The sequence below is a fragment of the Streptococcus mitis genome (assembly GCF_009496155.1).
Classification (GTDB): domain Bacteria; phylum Bacillota; class Bacilli; order Lactobacillales; family Streptococcaceae; genus Streptococcus; species Streptococcus mitis_BQ.
Genome location: NZ_WIJP01000007.1, coordinates 1 through 18,288 on the forward strand (window position 1 = coordinate 1; position 18,288 = coordinate 18,288).

The following is an 18,288-nucleotide window of genomic DNA, read 5'->3' on the forward strand; positions in this document are numbered from 1 at the left end:
CCCCATTCAAACGTCTCACACTAACTTCCACCATAGCGGAACTTAATCTGAAACGCCTTCAGATGAGGGGATTTTGTGCGCTCTTTTTTTCGATACCTTTCGGCTACAAAAGCGATGAAATCAAGCAGTAGTAAAACCAGTGGAACTTACCCTGACACGGATTTCCACTGGTTTTTATGATTTTTATCAGACTAACTTCCACTTCTACTAGCGGTGGAACTTAGTTTGGGAATTTAGCTTTTTTATTTCAATCCTAGTAAAATTGAAGTATAAAATCTCCAAAATACTCTAGAAAAATAAAATGCATATCATCAAATTTTTCCAATATCTGATAATATGCATTTTTCTGATTTTAAAGATTTTTTAACCAACCTCATACATTTTAGAAAAAAGAAGTTGATTCTCAATTTGAATTTTTCTCTTTTATACTTCCTTTACAAAAACCAATTTCTGTGGCTGTGACAAATCTTCTCGGTAGGTAAATCCTGCAAAGCTTAAGCCACGAGCTTCCTCCACCGTCTGTACTTGATTTTCAATCAGGGCTGTCAGAAAAGCTCCACGCGCTTTCTTGGAAATAGTTGAATGAATCTTCAGCTGACCACCCTTGTCCTCCATGAATTTGAAGGTCACCATTTTTTCTCTAATTTCCTTAGAAAATACAGTCTCAAACTCGGACGACAAGAGGGAGAAAATTACTTCTTCCTTCTTCACAGCTTCATCATAGGCTGCCTTCCAATGGCTCTTCAAAGTCTTAGCAGCGACTTTTAATTTCATCAAAAAATCCAAACGGTGAGGGGCCATAGGTGACAAGGCTGGAACGACTCCGTACAAAGCCGAGGTAATGAAGACATGATTTTCAAGATAAGCTTGTTCTGCCTCGTCCAGTTTGTCTCGCTTGATATGACGGTACATAAGTCCATCAAAAAGTTTCAAGGCTGGATAGTGTTGAGCAGTTTGTTTTTTTAAAGCTTGGATATTTTGAAATTCTTCCATTGCCTTCTCAACTGATACCTTATAAAAACTCTCCAATTGACTAGCAGAATAGAGGGCCAAGGCATCAAGCGCGGCCTGACTTTCTGGTCTTAAAGGTGTTGCCTCGATACTTGGCATATCTGTGTTCATTTCTTTTGCTGTTGGGATTAAAATTTTCATATTAATAGTGTAGCATATTTTTTTGCCACTACCAAGAAATTCATCTGAAAAGAGACTGGGAAAAGGCTTAAAAATCAGAAAAACGCATAATATTAGGTGTTGAACCCTGATACTATGCGTTTTATGATGGAAAGATTTACTTCATTTTTTCCTGAAATTGAGTTTTTGTCCAGCCTCTTCCCTTACTGCACTTTAAAGGTCTTGAGATAGTTGTCTTTCCCTACTTGACCTTCGAAGGTTTTACCATTTTCAAGGTAAGGGAGATCATCTGATACTGAGGCCTTAACCTTATAAATCTTGCCATCAACTTTAAAGAAGTAGACGGTGTCTCCCTTGATAACAGCTGATTTGAGGTCTGCTACTACACCCTTGATACTTTCAGTGGTTTCATTGTCAATTTCAAGGTCGTTTTTATTGGCGTACTTGCTGAGCAGTTCTTCCACTGTCGTGGCTACGATAACATTTTGGTACTCAACTGCGTCTACCAGGGCGTACTCTTTGACCAAGCCCGCATTGTCCTTCAAGCCCATGATATACAGAGGTTTGTCATTGAGGTTGATGAGGATTGGGAAGGTTGCCTTGTAGGATTTCTCCTGAACAGCACCTTCGGCTGATTCACGGGCTGATTCTTCTGTCGCAGAAGCCAAGCTATACTTAGTGATTTCTCCTGTTCGCATATTTTCAAGAATAAAACCAAGATTACTTTCATCCGCATTAGCAGAAGTTACACCTGTGTAGAGGTAGATGTCATTACCGATAGATAAATAATTATAGCCCTTGGTAGTCTGGGTCACGTTTTTCTTGGAAATCATGGCATTCCAGAAACCGTCCTTGTACTTGCCGTTGTAGTTGATTTGCTCAATAGTTTCCTCAGCTGGATAGACCCTGTCCACCCATTCTGGAACATCTGCCAAGCTGTATTCCTTGGTTTCTCCATTTGTGGCATCCAAGATAATGACTGAAACAGGACGAGGAACCGCAAGTCCAAATTGCTTTTGGTAAACCGTTGCTACATAGAAAGGATTGCCCTCATCGTCCACCTCGAAAGATGGAGTCTTGAAGATCTTGGTAGGATACTTAAAACGCAGGTGACGTTTGACATCGCGGTTAAAATACTCTGAATCAGAATACTTGATTGGAGTCTTCAAGTCCACCAAGTTGGCATTTCCAGTTACCATGTCCACCTTGATATACTCGCCGATTCCCTTGGCCTGATTATTAAACCATTTGATAGGGTCAGCGTATTCTAGTGGCGTAACCCGATAAGGTTTCCCATCAATCGTCAATTGAGTATAGGTGTCTGCCGCTACATACTGCGACACCTTATCCGTCAGGGAACCCAAGTAGCGGTCACCAATTTTTTCAGCAGTGCTTCTATCTAAAATAGGAACCTTACTGGTGTCACTCTTAGGAAATTCAGTAAAGTCTTTTTCCGTCACCGTGACTACATTGGCATAATTTTTAGCCTGAAAAATGCTGGAAGTCACCAAGGAAACCAAGGCTGCTAAGAGAAGAATTCCTCCAATGGAAGCTAAAAGAATTTTCCCCAACCGATTGATTTTGAAACCCTCTAGATTTAAGGCAGCTTCCGCCTTTCCGTGGCGCACATGAACTGTTTTGACCAGATTTATTCCCTTGCCAAAGCCAAATAAGATTGCCACAAGCAATAAATGCCCACAGAGGAAGAAGAGAAATTCCCAGCTGGTTAGATTAAGGGGTGGTAAAAAGATATACCAGGTCGTTGCGATAAAAATAAATTCAAAGACTATCCGTTTCATTTGTTTTCCTCCTAAATGATTCGTCCTTCCAAGTGATCCAGTTCATGCTGGCAAATCTGGGCTGGGAAGCCTGTCAAGGTCATGGTCTGTTCCTGCCACTTGCTGTCACGATAAGCAACCCTTATGGTTTCATAACGCCTAGTAGGTCTCACACCTGTCAAGGACAAACAGCCTTCTTCTGTCTCATAAAGTCCTTCATAGGACAGGAGCACTGGGTTAAACATGACCAAAGGAACCAAGCCAAGATTAAAGATAATCACGCGCTTCTGTACCCCAATCATATTGGCAGCCAGCCCAACACAAGTCTCACGATTTGCTAATAGTGTATCCTGTAAATCTCTGGCAAGATACAGGTCTTCCTGACTTGCTGACTGAGACACCTGAGATAAAAACAAAATATCCTTCACAATTTTCTTTTCCACTTCCTCACACTCCTCTTACTTTTTACTATATTATAGCAATTATAGCACAAAAGCCGATAACTGCAAGCCCTTTCCTTCAACTGTAGCAAAAAGCCATCCGAAGATGACTTTTTCTTTTTAAATCGCATTCTTGTCAAAGCCGAGTTTACGTTGAGCAAACTTAACAATTTCGACAATAATAATCATTGAGAAGCTTCCAGTCATGACGATTCCCCATTGTGACAAGTCTAGTTTAGTTACGTGGAAGATTCCTTCAAGCGGTTCTACGACGATTGTTGCCATGAGAAGAATGAAGGATACCAAAATGGACCAGTTGAAGGTCTTAGACTTGAATGGGCCAACTGTCAAGATGGACTGGTAAACCGACTTGACATTGTAGGCATGGAAGAGCTGAATCAAACCAAGGGTTGCAAAAGCCATAGTTAAGGCATCTGCATGAATGGCATGATTGTCACCCACATGAACTGGGTAAGCAAGGGCAAGGCCATAAACACTCATAACAAGGGCTGCTTGGAGTACTCCTTGATAAATGATGGAGCTGAAAACACCACCTGAGAAGAAGCTTGCCTTACGTCCACGTGGTTTATGGGTCATAACACCTGGCTCCGCAGGTTCAACACCTAGAGCGATAGCTGGGAAGGTATCCGTTACCAAGTTGATCCACAAGAGATGAACTGGCTGCAAAACATCCCAACCAAACAAGGTCGATAGGAAGATTGTTAATACTTCAGCAGTATTAGCAGAAAGTAAGTACTGAATAGTCTTTTGAATGTTTGAGAAGACCTTACGTCCCTCTTCAACTGCAACGATAATAGTCGCAAAGTTATCATCTGCAAGAATCATGTCAGAAGCCCCCTTAGAAACCTCTGTACCAGTGATCCCCATACCGATACCGATATCAGCTGTTTTCAGAGCTGGCGCATCATTGACACCGTCACCTGTCATGGCAACGACTTTACCTTGTTTTTGCCAGGCCTTGACGATACGAACCTTGTGTTCTGGAGACACGCGGGCGTACACAGAGTATTGACCAACTACTTTTTCAAAGTCTTCATCAGATAGTTCATTGAGTTCAGCACCAGTTAAAACGTGGCCTTCTGTATCATTTGCATCAATGATTCCCAAACGTTTAGCAATAGCTTCTGCTGTGTCTTGATGGTCACCCGTAATCATGATTGGACGGATTCCAGCTTCCTTAGCCACACGAACAGCCTCAGCCGCCTCAGGACGTTCAGGGTCAATCATCCCGATCAAACCAGTGAAGATTAAATCATTTTCAAGCTCTTCAGAAGTGAGGTTTTCTGGAATGTTGTCAATAATCTTATAAGCACCTGCAAGGACACGCAAGGCTTGATGAGCCATTTCAGAGTTGTTTGTATGAATGAGGTTTGTAACCTTCTCATCAATCGGAGCAATATCCCCAGCCTTATCACGAAGAACACAACGTTTCAAAAGTTGGTCTGGTGCACCCTTGACTGCTACAAGGAAACGACCATCTGGCAATGGGTGAACCGTTGACATGAGCTTACGGTCAGAGTCAAATGGCAATTCAGCTACACGAGGATATTTGTCTAAAAATCCTTTAACATCGTAGCCCTTGTCCAAGGCATACTGGATAAAGGCTGTTTCGGTTGGATCACCAATTAGATTGCCTTCCACATCGATTTTCGTATCATTAGCCAAGACAACTGAACGAAGAAGGGGCATTTCAAGACCTAGTTCAATGTCATCAGCTGAGTCATGTAGGACTGCATCGTAGAAGACTTTTTCGACGGTCATCTTGTTCATGGTCAGCGTACCAGTCTTATCAGAAGCGATGATTTCAGTTGAACCAAGTGTTTCAACTGCTGGCAACTTACGAACGATAGAGTTACGTTTAGCTAAGACTTGAGTACCAAGGGCAAGAACGATAGTTACGATAGCAGGAAGCCCTTCTGGGATGGCTGCAACGGCAAGTGCAACAGAGGTCATCAACTCACCAAGTGGATTTTTCCCTTGGATAAAGACACCAACTACAAAAGTAACAAGGGCAATGACCAAGATTGCATAGGTCAAGACCTTAGAAAGGTTGTTCAAGTTTTGTTTAAGTGGTGTATCTGTCTCATCCGCATCTTGAAGCATACCAGCGATATGACCAACTTCAGTGTACATCCCTGTATTGACAACAACACCCATACCACGACCATAGGTTACGTTAGAGTTTTGGAAGGCCATGTTGACACGGTCACCAATACCAGCATCTGCAGCAAGTTCAACTGTCAAGTCTTTTTCGACTGGCACAGACTCACCTGTAAGAGCTGCTTCTTCGATTTTAAGAGAATTGGCTTCTAATAAACGTAGGTCTGCTGGTACCACGTCACCTGCTTCAAGGGCAACAATATCTCCAGGTACCAATTCTTTAGAGTCAATCTCAGCCATGTGGCCATCACGAAGAACGCGGGCAGCTGGACTAGACATGGATTTGAGGGCTTCGATCGCTTCTTCTGCTTTCCCTTCTTGGTAAACACCAAAGGCAGCGTTGATGATAACCACAGCTAGGATGATAATGGCATCAGCGATATCTTCCCCTCCAGAAGTCACGACTGATAAGATTGCTGCCGCAACTAGGATGATAATCATCAAATCCTTAAATTGCTCGATGAATTTGACCAGTATTGATCGTTTCTCTCCTTCTTCGAGTTCATTGTGGCCAAATTCAGCAAGGCGTTTTTCCGCCTCACTTGATGACAAACCTTGCTCGGTCGCATCCACAGCCTTCAAGACCTCTTCAGGACTTTGAGTATAAAACGCTTGGCGTTTTTGTTCTTTTGACATGTGTCTCCTCCTTGACATTGTGTGCAAAACAGGCTCTCTTTTTCCCATCGTATCTTTTCACGACAAACAAAAAGAGACCTGTTAATCATAACAAGTCTCGCTGTTTAAGATAGGGCCGGAAAACATACTTTTCAGTATAAAATTCGGAATGACGACACTATCACAGGTTTCTGCCAGCTACTCCCTTGAGTAGTACTATTATACCAAATTTTGAAAAGTTTTCAAAGAGTAAAGATTCTATAAAATTCTATCCTTATCAAAAGTACGTTCACTGATAATATATCTAGGACGACGTTTCGTTTCTAGGTAAATCTTTCCAATATACTCACCAATTACTCCCAAACTAATCAATTGTACTCCACCAAGTAAACTAACTATTGCATAGGTGCTTGCCCATCCAGCCACAACCGTACCAACAAACTTACTCCATAAAACCCAAACAATCAATAGAAAACTAAAGAGTGACGTCAAAACACCCAGGCTTGTAATCAAACGAATCGGTTTGATTGATAAACTGGTAATACCATCCATAGCTAAACCAAGCATTTTAGATAGTGGATAATGGCTCTCACCAGCAATTCGTTCATGGCGCTTATATGAAACGTAAGAATATTTAAAACCAACTAAAGGCATTAAACCACGAAGAAATAGATTAACTTCTTGGAACTTCTCTAACTCCTGCAAAAATCTTTTAGAAACCAAGCGATAATCAGCATGATTAAAAACAACTTCTGCTCCAAATAAGCGTAGCACGTTATAAAAACCTTCGGCTGTAATTCGTTTAAAAGCAGAGTCCGTATCACGATTATCACGTACACCGTATACAATTTCAGAACCACTTTTATATTCTTCAATCATTTTGTCCATACAATTGATATCATCTTGACCATCAGCATCAATGGTAATAACAATATCAGCAAACTGAATAGCTTCATACATCCCTGCAAGGACACTACTTTGATGCCCCCTATTACGACTTTGTGATACACCAACCACAGAAGGAATGGAATTAGCATAACTTTCTATCAATTCCCAAGTCCGATCCTTACTGCCATCATTTACATACATGATTTTACTATGGGGATGTATTTCTTCTTTCTTTACTAATTGTTCAATTTTTTCAACAAACATTGGATTAGTATATGGTAGGACTTGCTCTTCGTTATAACATGGAATAACTATATATAAAATTGGATTATTTCTGTTCATTTTTCACTCCTGTTTTTAATTTAAGAGCTCTTTTTTTAAAATTCTGGGTCATTTGTTGAAATCCCACTGAAGCTACAATAATATATATCGGAACAAAAGTATATAAATATCTTGATCTGGATTCAAAGATAGATTCAAACAGGAAAATTCCTATTAACGAAGTCATTAATACTAGAAATTCTCTTGTCATTTTTTCTCTGCCTATCAGTACATTCCCTAAAACTAAAAATAAAATACTCAACCATATACTTTGTACGATTCCTTGAAAAATTAGATGTAGTTTACCTGAAGAATAATAAAAACTTCTAGTTATCTTTGCTACATAAGAATCATTTGGAAAGATTTTTTCAAAAAAACTACCTTCTAACCCCCAACCAAAAGTTCCATCATTATAGTTATTAAGAGTCTTTTTAGCTTGGTGTTTAATCAAACCTGTAACTCCGTAGTTCTTAATTCTTTGTGCAATTATCTGTTTATTATAAATAATTCGCTCTTCTTTATTTTCAATCGATATTGAACTACCAACGTCATTTGACAAATATCCACCATCTGTCTCCGAATTTAAACCCATCTTTATAAAATGGTGGTACGTCATTTCCCACTCATAATCAAGGTCGAATCCTGCAGTTGAATTTATGCGATTTATTGCAAAGAACATAGGAAAACTCACAACAAATATCGCGATTATCGCAGCGATAAGAGGCTTCATTTCTATTTTTTGAGTCAAGAGACTGACCATAATAATTGCAATGATCATTATAGCAATTTGAGGTTTCACTGAATAACCTATAATTCCAATAGCACTCAGTAAAACTGATTTTAGAATGTAATGCATTTTAGGATGGGTATATATATAATACATTAGAATAGGAAAAATAAGTCCCATTGAATCAGAATATGGAATTACAACCCAAGGTGATAGCCAGAGAATTAAAAGATAGAGCCAGTATGAGAAAAAAGCATATTTTTCGCTTTTCGTCAATAAGAGCGTCACCTTTAATATCAAAACTCCTGAAAGTATATTTAATATCGACTGAATCACGAGTAAAAATACGTACGCAAAATCTTGCCCTAAGAGACCATTAAACAAAGTAAATATTTTTGAAAAAAACACCGTTAGGAAGATATTATTGGGGTATCGAGAAAAATAAAAATTATTTAATTCTGAAAAATTCTTATCAGAGAGGGCAATAGCGTTCTTTAATAGCTCCTGAACATCCCAATCGGTATAAAAGTAATAATGAAAAATCAAAAATAATTGAATAAAAAATAAAAATGCAGAAAGCACCAAAACGGTCTTTCTATTGTACTTAAAATGCCTTGAAAGTTTAAAACCTAGAAGTACAGAAATTATACCGATTCCTAACAAGAATACATTATAATTAGAAATATATAACTTGTAAGCATTTATTATTTTAAACGAAAAAATACAAAGTAAGAAAATGAGTAAATGGGTTGTTATAAATAAATACTGAATACTCTTTGAAAAAATATTTCTATATAATTGATTAGTTATTTTCATAAAATTCTCCCAGTCTAAAATACATCATTCATATGATTTTCAAAGTTCTCTGGGAAATCATATGAATACTTAAGCAATCGTTATTTTATAATTTCAGCTTCTGCAAAACACTTTTTATCTTTACTAAAAATTTTTAAAATATTAATTAATCTGTTTGAGTTAAAAAATTTCATTTTTTCTCCTAGTTTATCTGATATATTTTCATTGTATCGATTTGTTTTTCCTCATGATAGTTTTTTTGAATAAGTTCTTTTATAAAGGAGTCCGTCAATCTACCATAATCCCACTTAGAATCAAAAACAATGTACTTAGGAAGATTCATTTTAAATGATTCTTTGAAAGAATCAATAATTGGAGTCTCATCTTTTAAAGACGGAACAAAGAAGAATTTTGTACTAGATAACCTCTCACTATAAAGATAAATAATCCCATTGAGCCTGTGACTATATATTCTATCTTGCTCATTTGTATGTTGATGTATATAGTCGGCAACTTCTTTTTCATTTACAGAATAATCAATTGAACGATTTGTTACTCGATCCTTTATTCCATGGATAGGTCCCCAATAAATAAAAACTAAGCCTATTGTAAATATTAAAAAGCATAGTAGAGAACTTTTATTCATGAATTTATTTATAGCTACACTAATATAAGGAATAAACAAAGGGATAAGGACAATCAGGTAATGCAAATAAGCTCTTTTAGAAATTAAAGCTAACATCAAACAGAAAATAAAAGCACCATTGTAAAACAATATTTTTATACCATATTGTTTCCAAACTGCAATCATAGCAATAACTATCATAAGGTTTAATTGTAAAACATTAACTTGATTCATGTACCATTTTATCATTTCCATAACAGTCAAATAGCCACTTCCTTTGGAATAAATAAAATTCATAACTACTGACTGATAGAACATTTCTTTTAGTGATCCTTGAAACCATAAAAAACAACACAACGGGACAATAAATAAAGCACTTCCAGTTATAAAGAGAGCAATATACTTTAAGAATATGGAGAATTGTTTTTGATAAATAAGTTTTATTGTAACTAGTAACGAAAAAATTAACCAAATTCCTATCATATTTGCCTTAGTAAACAAGACTACAGCAAAAGAAAAACCACTTAATATTATTTCATATTTATTAATTTTATCTTCTAAAAAATATTTTAAAAAAATATAAAGTGAATAAGTTAAGCAAGGCAATATATAACCTTCTAAACCCCATCCGCCTTCAAAAAAAGATTCAAAAATTATAAAAGTAATCACAAGAACAACAAATGAATTTCTTATACCTGTAAAAAGTCTCGAAATATAATATCCAATGTAGAAAAAAACTATCAGACTAACAAGGTATAATATTTTAATTCCTAAAGAAGCTCCGATACTATATCCCAAATAGTTAATCAAGAAAATCACCGGTCCCTTATGATCAAATAAATCTAAATACATTCTCTGTCCATGACTCATTGCATATCCAAAATATTCAAATATACTTGCGTCTAATAAGGGTAAACCTTTACGAACACTTGTCGCTAATGTAAACCAGGTTATGATTCCTAAAAATAATGAGAAACTGAAGGCAATCATTTTCTCTTTCTTCATACTATTACCTCTTTTTTTCAATATATTCTTCCGTTATTAAGTCTATCATATTTTTCTAATTAAAACAAAAGTATTTATAATTTCAGGTAAATTTCCAAACTAAGTTCCACCGCTAGTAGAAGTGGAAGTTAGTCTGATAAAAATCATAAAAACCAGTGGAAATCCGTGTCAGGGTAAGTTCCACTGGTTTTACTAATGCTTGATTTCATCGCTTTTGTAGCCGAAAGGCATCGAAAAAAAGAGCGCACAAAATCCCCTCATCTGAAGGCGTTTCAGATTAAGTTCCGCTATGGTGGAAGTTAGTGTGAGACGTTTGAATGGGGTTTTAGGTTAGTTTTTAGATTTTATGTTGGAGTAATGTAGAAGACTGACAGACATCTTCTGCAGGTATTTTAGAAATACCGAGAAGCTTATGAATCTCTTCTCCATAAGTAAAGGCAAAGAGTTCATAGACTGATTTTCCATTCAAAGCAGCACGTTTGACGCTGTTGACATGCGAACAGATGAGATTAATGTCCTCTTGAGTTAAGTTGTCAAAAGAAGTTCCTTTAGGTAGAATGTCGCGAATTAGTGTGTGATTTTTCTCAATTCTCCCTTTCTGGTCAGAGCGATTAGGGTCACAAAAGAAGAGTTTACTCTCTCCTCGAACATCCATTTCGATGTCATCGACCCTGGCAAACTCTCCACCATTATCTGTGAGGATGACAGGAAAGAGTAGGAAGAAATCTTTGTCAGCTTGGTGAAGAGTGTTCTTGAGCTTATAGAGGTGTTTGGTAACCTCAAGGGCAGTTTTATTATCCATAAGTCTAGCGAAGATAAAGTTACAGAAAGAGAGATTGAAGGTGAGTAGGACTTTACCTCCCATCCTGCCCATAACGGTGTCCATTTCCATCCAGTAGTTCAGTTGGTTAAGAGCTAAATAATTTTGGAAATCCTCATAGGAACGTCCTTTTTTAGCTTCTTTAGGGATGGAGGGTAGTTTACTTTTCCGTCTTTCTTTGAATTTAACGGCTCTGGCTAAATCAATCGGAGCGATAGATAGGTATCCTTTTCGGATGTGTCGATAGACAGTTGAGGAGCTGACATCAAGGTTATGAGTTTTGAGGATATGATAGATGTGTTGTCCCTTTTTAACCCCATCAGAAATGACTTTGTCCATGTCCCAGAAAGTCTGAGAATTAAGGGGAGTCCCTTCACGAGCTTCAACAAGAGTTTGTTCGTATTGTTTTTGAGCTTGTTTAGCGAGGTAGAAGATTTTCTGATAGCCACAGTTTTGTCTTCTTTTAGGGCACCCATTACAGACAAAGGGAGCCTTATCGAGTAGAGGGCAAGGAAGGTTATCGCATGTAGACTCTCGGACTTGTCTGTTTCGTTTGACTTCTTTGGAAACAGTGGTTGGGTCTTTTAGAATGGATTGTCCGATAACTTTGAAGGTTTCACCGCGCTCTAAGCCTAATTGGATATCATTACGGTCTGAAAGGGTAAGGTGTTTATGTTTTGTCATAGTGGACCTCATTTCTAACTCAAACGTCTCATACTTAATTCCACCATAAAAATCCGTTTTAGACTAATTTCCACTTCGGTTGGGCAAGTGGATGTTACTTTGAGAAGTTACCATTTATAATTTCAATTTCTAATCACTTCTTAGTTATTTGAATTTTCCCTTAAAAACCAGTATAATGGTAGAATGCTATGTGACTAGAAAGGAAGTTGAATGAAGCAATCTATTTCAAATCTCAAGTTAGCTGAGCGTGGCGCTATTATCAGTATTTCGACCTATTTGGTCTTGTCTGCTGCAAAATTAGCAACTGGTCACCTCCTTCATTCATCTAGTTTGGTGGCCGATGGTTTTAACAACGTGTCGGATATCATTGGAAATGTCGCCCTCTTGATAGGCATTCGGATGGCGCGCCAGCCTGCAGACCGTGACCACCGTTTTGGCCACTGGAAGATTGAAGATTTGGCTAGCTTGATCACTTCTATCATCATGTTTTATGTCGGTTTCGATGTACTTCGGGATACCATTCAAAAAATTCTCAGTCATGAAGAAACGGTCATTGACCCTCTTGGTGCAACTCTAGGAATCATTTCTGCAGCGATTATGTTTCTAGTTTATCTCTACAATACTCGCCTCAGTAAGAAATCCAACTCCAAGGCACTAAAGGCTGCCGCCAAGGACAATCTTTCTGATGCTGTCACCTCACTTGGTACTACCATTGCCATCCTAGCCAGCAGTTTCAATTATCCCATTGTGGATAAACTGGTTGCTATCATCATCACTTTCTTTATCTTGAAAACTGCCTATGATATCTTTATCGAGTCTTCCTTTAGTCTTTCAGATGGTTTTGATGACCGTCTGCTTGAGGATTATCAAAAGGCCATCATGGAAATTCCCAAAATCAGCAAGGTTAAGTCCCAAAGAGGTCGTACCTACGGTAGCAACATTTACCTTGATATTACGCTTGAGATGAATCCTGACTTGTCTGTTTTTGAGAGTCACGAGATTGCGGATCAGGTCGAATCTATGCTGGAGGAACGTTTTGGAGTCTTTGATACCGATGTCCATATCGAGCCAGCACCTATCCCTGAGGATGAAATTTTAGACAATGTCTATAAAAAACTGCTTATGCGTGAACAATTGATTGACCAAGGAAATCAACTGGAAGAACTCTTGGCTGATGATTTTGTCTATATTCGTCAAAATGGAGAGCAGATGGATAAAGAAGCCTATAAAGCTGAAAAAGACTTGAATTCAGCTATCAAGGATATTCAAATCACTTCCATCAGTCAGAAAACCAAACTCATCTGCTATGAGTTAGATGGTATCATCCACACCAGTATCTGGCGTCGCCACGAAACTTGGCAAAATATCTTTCATCAAGAAACCAAAAAAGAATAGAGAAATCCTGTCCATGAGACGGGATTTTTTCTATTCTTTTAACTATCAAATTCACTGAGATACTCATAGCGCTCGTATTTTTCAAGGAGTGCTTCGTTTTTCTCTTCCAATTCTTTTTGGAGAGTAGCCAGTTTGCCAAAGTCAGAGCCATTTGCCTGCATTTCCTCTTCAATAGCAGCGATACGGTTTTCCAAGGTCTCAATATCGCCTTCAATGCTTGCCCACTCCTGCTTTTCTTGGTAGGTCATACGTTTCTTGTCTTCGCGGACCTTGACCACCTTTTCCTTCTCGGCTTTTTGCACTTGATTGGCCATCTCTGTTTCAAAGGCTTTTTCATCAAGGTAGTCGGTATAATGACCAAAGAATGAACGAATCTTGCCATCCTCAAAAGCGAGAATCTTAGTCGCTACCTTATCCAAGAAATAGTGGTCGTGACTAACTGTCAAGACAGGTCCTGCAAAGCCTTGCAAGAAATTCTCCAAAACTGTAAGAGTTGCAATATCCAGGTCATTTGTCGGTTCGTCCAAGAGAAGAACATTTGGTTTCTCCAAAAGCAATTTGAGGAGATAAAGACGTTTTTTCTCTCCCCCAGACAATTTCTCAATCAAGGTTCCATGCGTCGAACGTGGGAAAAGGAACTGCTCCAGCAACTCTGCAATGGAAGTCGTAGAACCACCGCTTGTCTTGACCTCTTCTGCCACTTCCTGCAGGTAATTGATCACTCGCTTACTTTCATCCAAGCCCTCAATTTGTTGAGAGAAATAGGCGATGCGAACAGTTTCCCCAATCACAACTTGTCCTTCAGTTGGCTCAAGACTTCCTGCAATCAAGTTGAGCAGGGTTGATTTTCCAACACCGTTGTCCCCAACGATTCCAATACGATCTTTAGCCTGCACCAAGAGATTAAATTCTTGCAAAATGGACTTGTTGTCATAGGAGAAGGAAACATCCTGAAACTCGATGACTTTTTTCCCAATCCGACTGGTTTCAAAGTTCATGGTCAAGTCTGTCTCAGCAACACCACCTGAAACTTCTTTCTTCAAATCATGGAAACGATTGATACGAGCCTGCTGCTTGGTCGCACGTGCCTGCGGTTGTCTGCGCATCCAGGCCAATTCTTGCTTATAAAGTTGTTCCTTTTTGTGGAGAAGAGCCGCATCGCGCTCGTCCTGTTCCGCCTTAAGGCGAACATAGTCCTGATAATTGCCCTGATACTCGGTCAAGCCTGCTCGGTCCAACTCGAAAATCCGTGTTGACAAAGCGTCTAAGAAATAACGATCGTGGGTGATAAAAAGGACGGTTTTCTTGGAATTTTTCAAAAAGAGGGTCAGCCACTCAATAGTCGCAATGTCCAGATGGTTGGTCGGCTCGTCTAGAAGCAAGAGGTCGTGGTTGCCAAGTAAAACTTGCGCCAACTGAACCCGTCTTCTTAGACCACCTGACAATTCTCCAACTGGAGTAGATAAATCCTGAATACCTAGCTTGCTAAGAACCGTCTTGACCTGACTCTCAATTTCCCAAGCTTGGAGAGAGTCCATCTCTGCCATGACACGTTCCAAACGCGCCTGCTTGTCCTCACTATAGTTGAGCATGAGGAGTTCATACTCACGAATAAGCTGGATTTCCTTGAGGTCGCTGGATAGGACTGTATCCAAGACCGTCTTGTTATCATCAAAATCAGGATCCTGGGTCAAGTAACCAATCTGGTAATCATTTTTAGCTGAAAAAGGACTTACATCCCCATCAAAGCCAGAAACACCAGAAAGGACATCCAAAAGGGTAGTCTTGCCCGTTCCATTGACACCAATCAAACCGATTCTGTCTAGGTCATGGATGATAAAGGAAATATCCTTAAAAACAGTCTTGTCACCGACGGATTTAGTTAGTTTTTCAACGATAAAATCACTCATTTTTTCTCCCTTAGATAAGCATGAATGGCTTGACGGTCATTTTCCAATTCTCCATCGACAATGGCATACTCAATCTCTGTTAAAATATCTCCCAAGTCTGGCCCTGGTTGATAACCATATTCCTTGATTAAAATGCCACCGTTGATTTGGATTTCTTTCTTATCATGAATGGTCAAGCTCTGGTAGGTTTCTGTGATGACTTGTGGGTTGACTGGTTTTCCCTGAGCCTGACGAAGACTTTCAGCTTGTAGAAGGGAATCCAAGTCAAAGCGGTAACAATCGCGCTTGCTCAATTCTCCTTTTTCACGCAAGGCCAAAATAGTCAGTAAATCCTGAACTTGCTTGGTAAACTGGCGTGAGGTCTTCCAAGCCTTCAAAAATGGCTGCGCATTTGCAATCTCCAAAGCCCACAGTAGAGCCGCCCAGGCTTGTTCAGAGGATTCAAAAGTAAAATCCGTCTTCAAATCAAACAGTCTGTTAAGCTTGTCCTGACTAGAAGTCATATCAGGAAGATAGTCATAAGCTTGACTCTCAATCATGGAAGCCAAGCCCCTTCTCCAAAATGGAGCCAGCAAAAGTTTGTCAAACTCAACGAAGGTACGCTCTACAGAAATTTTCTCCAAAAGGGGCGTCAAGATCTTCATAGCTTTAAAGGTTTCTGGTTCAAGTTCGAAGCCAAGACTGGCCTGAAAACGGAAACCACGCATAATCCGCAAAGCATCTTCGTTGAAACGCTCACTAGCCACTCCAACTGCTCGCAAGACTTGATTTTCCAAATCGTCTAAACCATGGAACAAGTCAATGATTTCTCCTGTCTCATCCAAGGCAAAGGCGTTGACCGTGAAATCACGGCGTTGGAGGTCTTCTTCTAGCGAACGCACAAAAGAAACCGCACTGGGTCGTCGATAGTCCACATAGACATCCTCTGTCCGAAAGGTGGTTACCTCATACTCCTCATCCCCATCTAGGACCAAGACAGTTCCATGCTCGATTCCGATATCGGCTGTTCGCGGAAAAATCTGCTTGGTCTCTTCTGGATAGGAAGACGTCGCAATATCCACATCATGGATAGGACGATTGAGGAGGGCATCTCGAACAGAACCCCCAACAAAATAGGCCTCAAAACCTGCTTCTTTAATTTTTTCTAATACTGGTAAAGCCTTCTGAAATTCAGAAGGCATTTGCGTTAATCTCATAATAAGTGTTCTAATCCATAGACAAGCTCATGACGCTTGACAACTTCTTTAATTCCCAAATTGACCCCTGTCATGAAGGAGCTGCGATCATAGGAGTCATGACGGAGGGTCAATCCTTCTCCCTGATTGCCAAAGATGACTTCCTGATGAGCTACCAAGCCTGGCAAACGAACTGAGTGGATCCGCATGCCATCAAAGTCAGCACCACGGGCACCTGAAATCAATTCTTCCTCATCAGGCGCACCTTGCTGGATTGACTCTCGAACTTCTGCCATCAATTCAGCTGTTTTAATAGCTGTTCCACTCGGGGCATCCTTTTTCTTGTCATGATGGAGCTCAATAATCTCCACATTTGGGAAATATTTGGCAGCCTGCGTCGCAAATTGCATAAGCAAGACAGCACCCAAGGCAAAGTTAGGGGCAATCAAGCCACCCAAATCTTGGGCACGAGAAAATTCTTTTAGCTCTACAATTTCTTCACTCGTGAAACCTGTTGTTCCAACTACTGGAGCAAAGCCATTTTCAAGAGCAAAGCGTGTATTTTCATAGGCAACAGCTGGAGTTGTAAAATCTACCCAGACATCCGCTTCAAAGCCCGCTAAATCAACCTTATCCTTGAAAACAGGAATACCCTGCCATTCTGACTCAGACTCAAAAGGATCCAAAACTGCTACCAAGTCCATGTCTGGATCAGCCAAGACCATCTGACAAGCAGCCTGGCCCATCTTTCCCTTAAAACCAGCAATAATTACTCGAATACTCATCTCTACTCCTATTTAAGATACTAAGGACCTTATCTGCCCATGAAAAATAGGGAATGACGCTGACTTTCCATGAAAGGCAAGGCAGGCATCTTTTTTCAAGAGGCAGGTAGTCCGTGTTCAATTTCTAAGATACAAGGCATCTTAACTAGCCTAGAAGCACCAACTAAATCACTGGAATATAACCCAGAGCAATACTTCCTGCACCTAGGTGGGTTCCAATGACACTACCAAATGTAGCAAGTGAAATATCTGAACCCAAGCCAGAATCAAGCAAGTGCTGACGCAATTCCTCAGCCTTTTCAGGAGCATTTCCGTGAATGACAATAACACGGTATTGACCTGAAGCCGTTGTTTCCTTTATAATTTCAATTAAGCGCTTGGTTGCTTTCTTTTCAGTACGAACTTTTTCGTAAACTTCAATCACACCTTGATCGTTGAAATAAAGGATTGGCTTAATGCTAAGCAAATTGCCCAAAATAGCAGCCCCATTTGAAAGACGTCCACCTTTCACCAAATGATCCAAATCATCTACCATGATAAAGGCTGACGTACGGCTGATTTGAATAGCTAGCTTATCTTGAATAATAGCAAAATCATCTCCTTGGTCTCGCCAGTTAAAGACACTTTCAACCATGATACCCAGCGGAGCACTTGTAATCAAAGTGTCTGGGAAGGCAATGGTTAAGCCCTCATAATCATCGACCATATACTGGATATTTTGGTAAAAGCCTGAAATTCCAGAAGATAGGAAAAGCCCTAAGGCATGGGTATAGCCTTGTTCTTTGAGCGAAGTTAGAATCTCATCTAACTTGGCAATGCTTGGTTGACTGGTCTTAGGCAATTCAGAAGCCTGAGCCATTTTTTGGTAAAATTCCTCAGCAGTCAGATTGATACCTTCGACATACTCCTCACCATCAATATTGACAGGAATATCCAAGACATACAAATCTTCTCTTTGCAAGGTCTCTGCATTGAGATAGGCAGAAGAATCTGTGATAACAGCTAGTTTCATA

At 39.5% G+C, this 18,288-nt stretch carries 13 protein-coding genes; 1 reads left to right on the plus strand and 12 read right to left on the minus strand.

All coding sequences use genetic code 11. The features are described 5' to 3' along the window. Window positions 1-423: 423 nt before the first annotated feature. The 8 genes from yaaA to GEZ84_RS05355 all read right to left on the minus strand — a co-directional run bounded on the left by yaaA (window position 424) and on the right by GEZ84_RS05355 (window position 12,010). Window positions 424-1,152: a peroxide stress protein YaaA gene (gene yaaA / locus GEZ84_RS05320; RefSeq protein WP_153223772.1), complete on the minus strand. Its 729-nt coding sequence runs from the start codon at window positions 1,150-1,152 to the stop codon at window positions 424-426. Between the two features lie 182 nt (window positions 1,153-1,334). After that, window positions 1,335-2,930, minus strand: a complete 1,596-nt coding sequence (locus GEZ84_RS05325) for a hypothetical protein (RefSeq protein WP_000822843.1) — start codon at window positions 2,928-2,930, stop codon at window positions 1,335-1,337. 11 nt (window positions 2,931-2,941) lie between these two features. Then, on the minus strand, window positions 2,942-3,352 hold the full coding sequence (locus GEZ84_RS05330; RefSeq protein ID WP_319946426.1) for a peptide deformylase: 411 nt from the start codon (window positions 3,350-3,352) through the stop codon (window positions 2,942-2,944). 117 nt (window positions 3,353-3,469) lie between these two features. After that, window positions 3,470-6,166: a cation-translocating P-type ATPase gene (locus GEZ84_RS05335; protein ID WP_153223773.1), complete on the minus strand. Its 2,697-nt coding sequence runs from the start codon at window positions 6,164-6,166 to the stop codon at window positions 3,470-3,472. A 237-nt stretch (window positions 6,167-6,403) separates the two neighbouring features. Beyond that, on the minus strand, window positions 6,404-7,375 hold the full coding sequence (locus GEZ84_RS05340; RefSeq protein ID WP_153223774.1) for a glycosyltransferase family 2 protein: 972 nt from the start codon (window positions 7,373-7,375) through the stop codon (window positions 6,404-6,406). After that, window positions 7,362-8,897 carry a hypothetical protein gene (locus tag GEZ84_RS05345; RefSeq protein ID WP_153223775.1) on the minus strand — a complete coding sequence of 512 codons (1,536 nt, stop codon included), beginning with the start codon at window positions 8,895-8,897 and terminating at the stop codon, window positions 7,362-7,364. The genes GEZ84_RS05340 and GEZ84_RS05345 overlap by 14 nt, the downstream gene beginning before the upstream one ends. A 181-nt stretch (window positions 8,898-9,078) precedes the next feature. Further along, window positions 9,079-10,506, minus strand: a complete 1,428-nt coding sequence (locus GEZ84_RS05350; protein ID WP_153223776.1) for a hypothetical protein — start codon at window positions 10,504-10,506, stop codon at window positions 9,079-9,081. 337 nt (window positions 10,507-10,843) lie between these two features. Next, window positions 10,844-12,010: an IS30 family transposase gene (locus GEZ84_RS05355; protein WP_153223777.1), complete on the minus strand. Its 1,167-nt coding sequence runs from the start codon at window positions 12,008-12,010 to the stop codon at window positions 10,844-10,846. Window positions 12,011-12,220: 210 nt separating this feature from the next. Here GEZ84_RS05355 and mntE point away from each other — a divergent pair, with 210 nt between their 5' ends. Then, the gene (gene mntE, locus GEZ84_RS05360) at window positions 12,221-13,405 is read left to right on the plus strand and encodes a CDF family manganese efflux transporter MntE (RefSeq protein WP_153223778.1); all 1,185 of its coding nucleotides are present in this window, start codon (window positions 12,221-12,223) and stop codon (window positions 13,403-13,405) included. A gap of 38 nt (window positions 13,406-13,443) precedes the next feature. On the opposite strand, the gene GEZ84_RS05365 is transcribed toward mntE, so the two are convergent. From GEZ84_RS05365 to GEZ84_RS05380, 4 genes are all read right to left on the minus strand, one after another. Further along, the gene (locus GEZ84_RS05365) at window positions 13,444-15,315 is read right to left on the minus strand and encodes an ABC-F family ATP-binding cassette domain-containing protein (protein ID WP_153223779.1); all 1,872 of its coding nucleotides are present in this window, start codon (window positions 15,313-15,315) and stop codon (window positions 13,444-13,446) included. Further along, the gene (locus GEZ84_RS05370; RefSeq protein ID WP_153223780.1) at window positions 15,312-16,511 is read right to left on the minus strand and encodes a CCA tRNA nucleotidyltransferase; all 1,200 of its coding nucleotides are present in this window, start codon (window positions 16,509-16,511) and stop codon (window positions 15,312-15,314) included. Before GEZ84_RS05370 ends, GEZ84_RS05365 begins: the two co-directional genes overlap by 4 nt. After that, on the minus strand, window positions 16,508-17,275 hold the full coding sequence (gene dapB / locus GEZ84_RS05375) for a 4-hydroxy-tetrahydrodipicolinate reductase (protein WP_153223781.1): 768 nt from the start codon (window positions 17,273-17,275) through the stop codon (window positions 16,508-16,510). Before dapB ends, GEZ84_RS05370 begins: the two co-directional genes overlap by 4 nt. 163 nt (window positions 17,276-17,438) lie before the next feature. Continuing rightward, window positions 17,439-18,287, minus strand: coding sequence for a DegV family protein (locus tag GEZ84_RS05380; protein ID WP_153223782.1), 849 nt, complete (start codon window positions 18,285-18,287; stop codon window positions 17,439-17,441). Between the last annotated feature and the right edge of the window lies 1 nt (window position 18,288).

Excerpts from the sequence above, each read along its gene's own strand:
- yaaA (WP_153223772.1), bottom strand. The coding sequence starts at position 1,152 with ATGAAAATTTTAATCCCAACAGCAAAAGAAATGAACACAGATATGCCA.
- GEZ84_RS05325 (WP_000822843.1), bottom strand. The coding sequence starts at position 2,930 with ATGAAACGGATAGTCTTTGAATTTATTTTTATCGCAACGACCTGGTAT.
- GEZ84_RS05335 (WP_153223773.1), bottom strand. The coding sequence starts at position 6,166 with ATGTCAAAAGAACAAAAACGCCAAGCGTTTTATACTCAAAGTCCTGAA.
- GEZ84_RS05340 (WP_153223774.1), bottom strand. The coding sequence starts at position 7,375 with ATGAACAGAAATAATCCAATTTTATATATAGTTATTCCATGTTATAAC.
- GEZ84_RS05345 (WP_153223775.1), bottom strand. The coding sequence starts at position 8,897 with ATGAAAATAACTAATCAATTATATAGAAATATTTTTTCAAAGAGTATT.
- GEZ84_RS05350 (WP_153223776.1), bottom strand. The coding sequence starts at position 10,506 with ATGAAGAAAGAGAAAATGATTGCCTTCAGTTTCTCATTATTTTTAGGA.
- GEZ84_RS05355 (WP_153223777.1), bottom strand. The coding sequence starts at position 12,010 with ATGACAAAACATAAACACCTTACCCTTTCAGACCGTAATGATATCCAA.
- mntE (WP_153223778.1), top strand. The coding sequence starts at position 12,221 with ATGAAGCAATCTATTTCAAATCTCAAGTTAGCTGAGCGTGGCGCTATT.
- GEZ84_RS05365 (WP_153223779.1), bottom strand. The coding sequence starts at position 15,315 with ATGAGTGATTTTATCGTTGAAAAACTAACTAAATCCGTCGGTGACAAG.
- GEZ84_RS05370 (WP_153223780.1), bottom strand. The coding sequence starts at position 16,511 with ATGAGATTAACGCAAATGCCTTCTGAATTTCAGAAGGCTTTACCAGTA.
- dapB (WP_153223781.1), bottom strand. The coding sequence starts at position 17,275 with ATGAGTATTCGAGTAATTATTGCTGGTTTTAAGGGAAAGATGGGCCAG.
- GEZ84_RS05380 (WP_153223782.1), bottom strand. The coding sequence starts at position 18,287 with ATGAAACTAGCTGTTATCACAGATTCTTCTGCCTATCTCAATGCAGAG.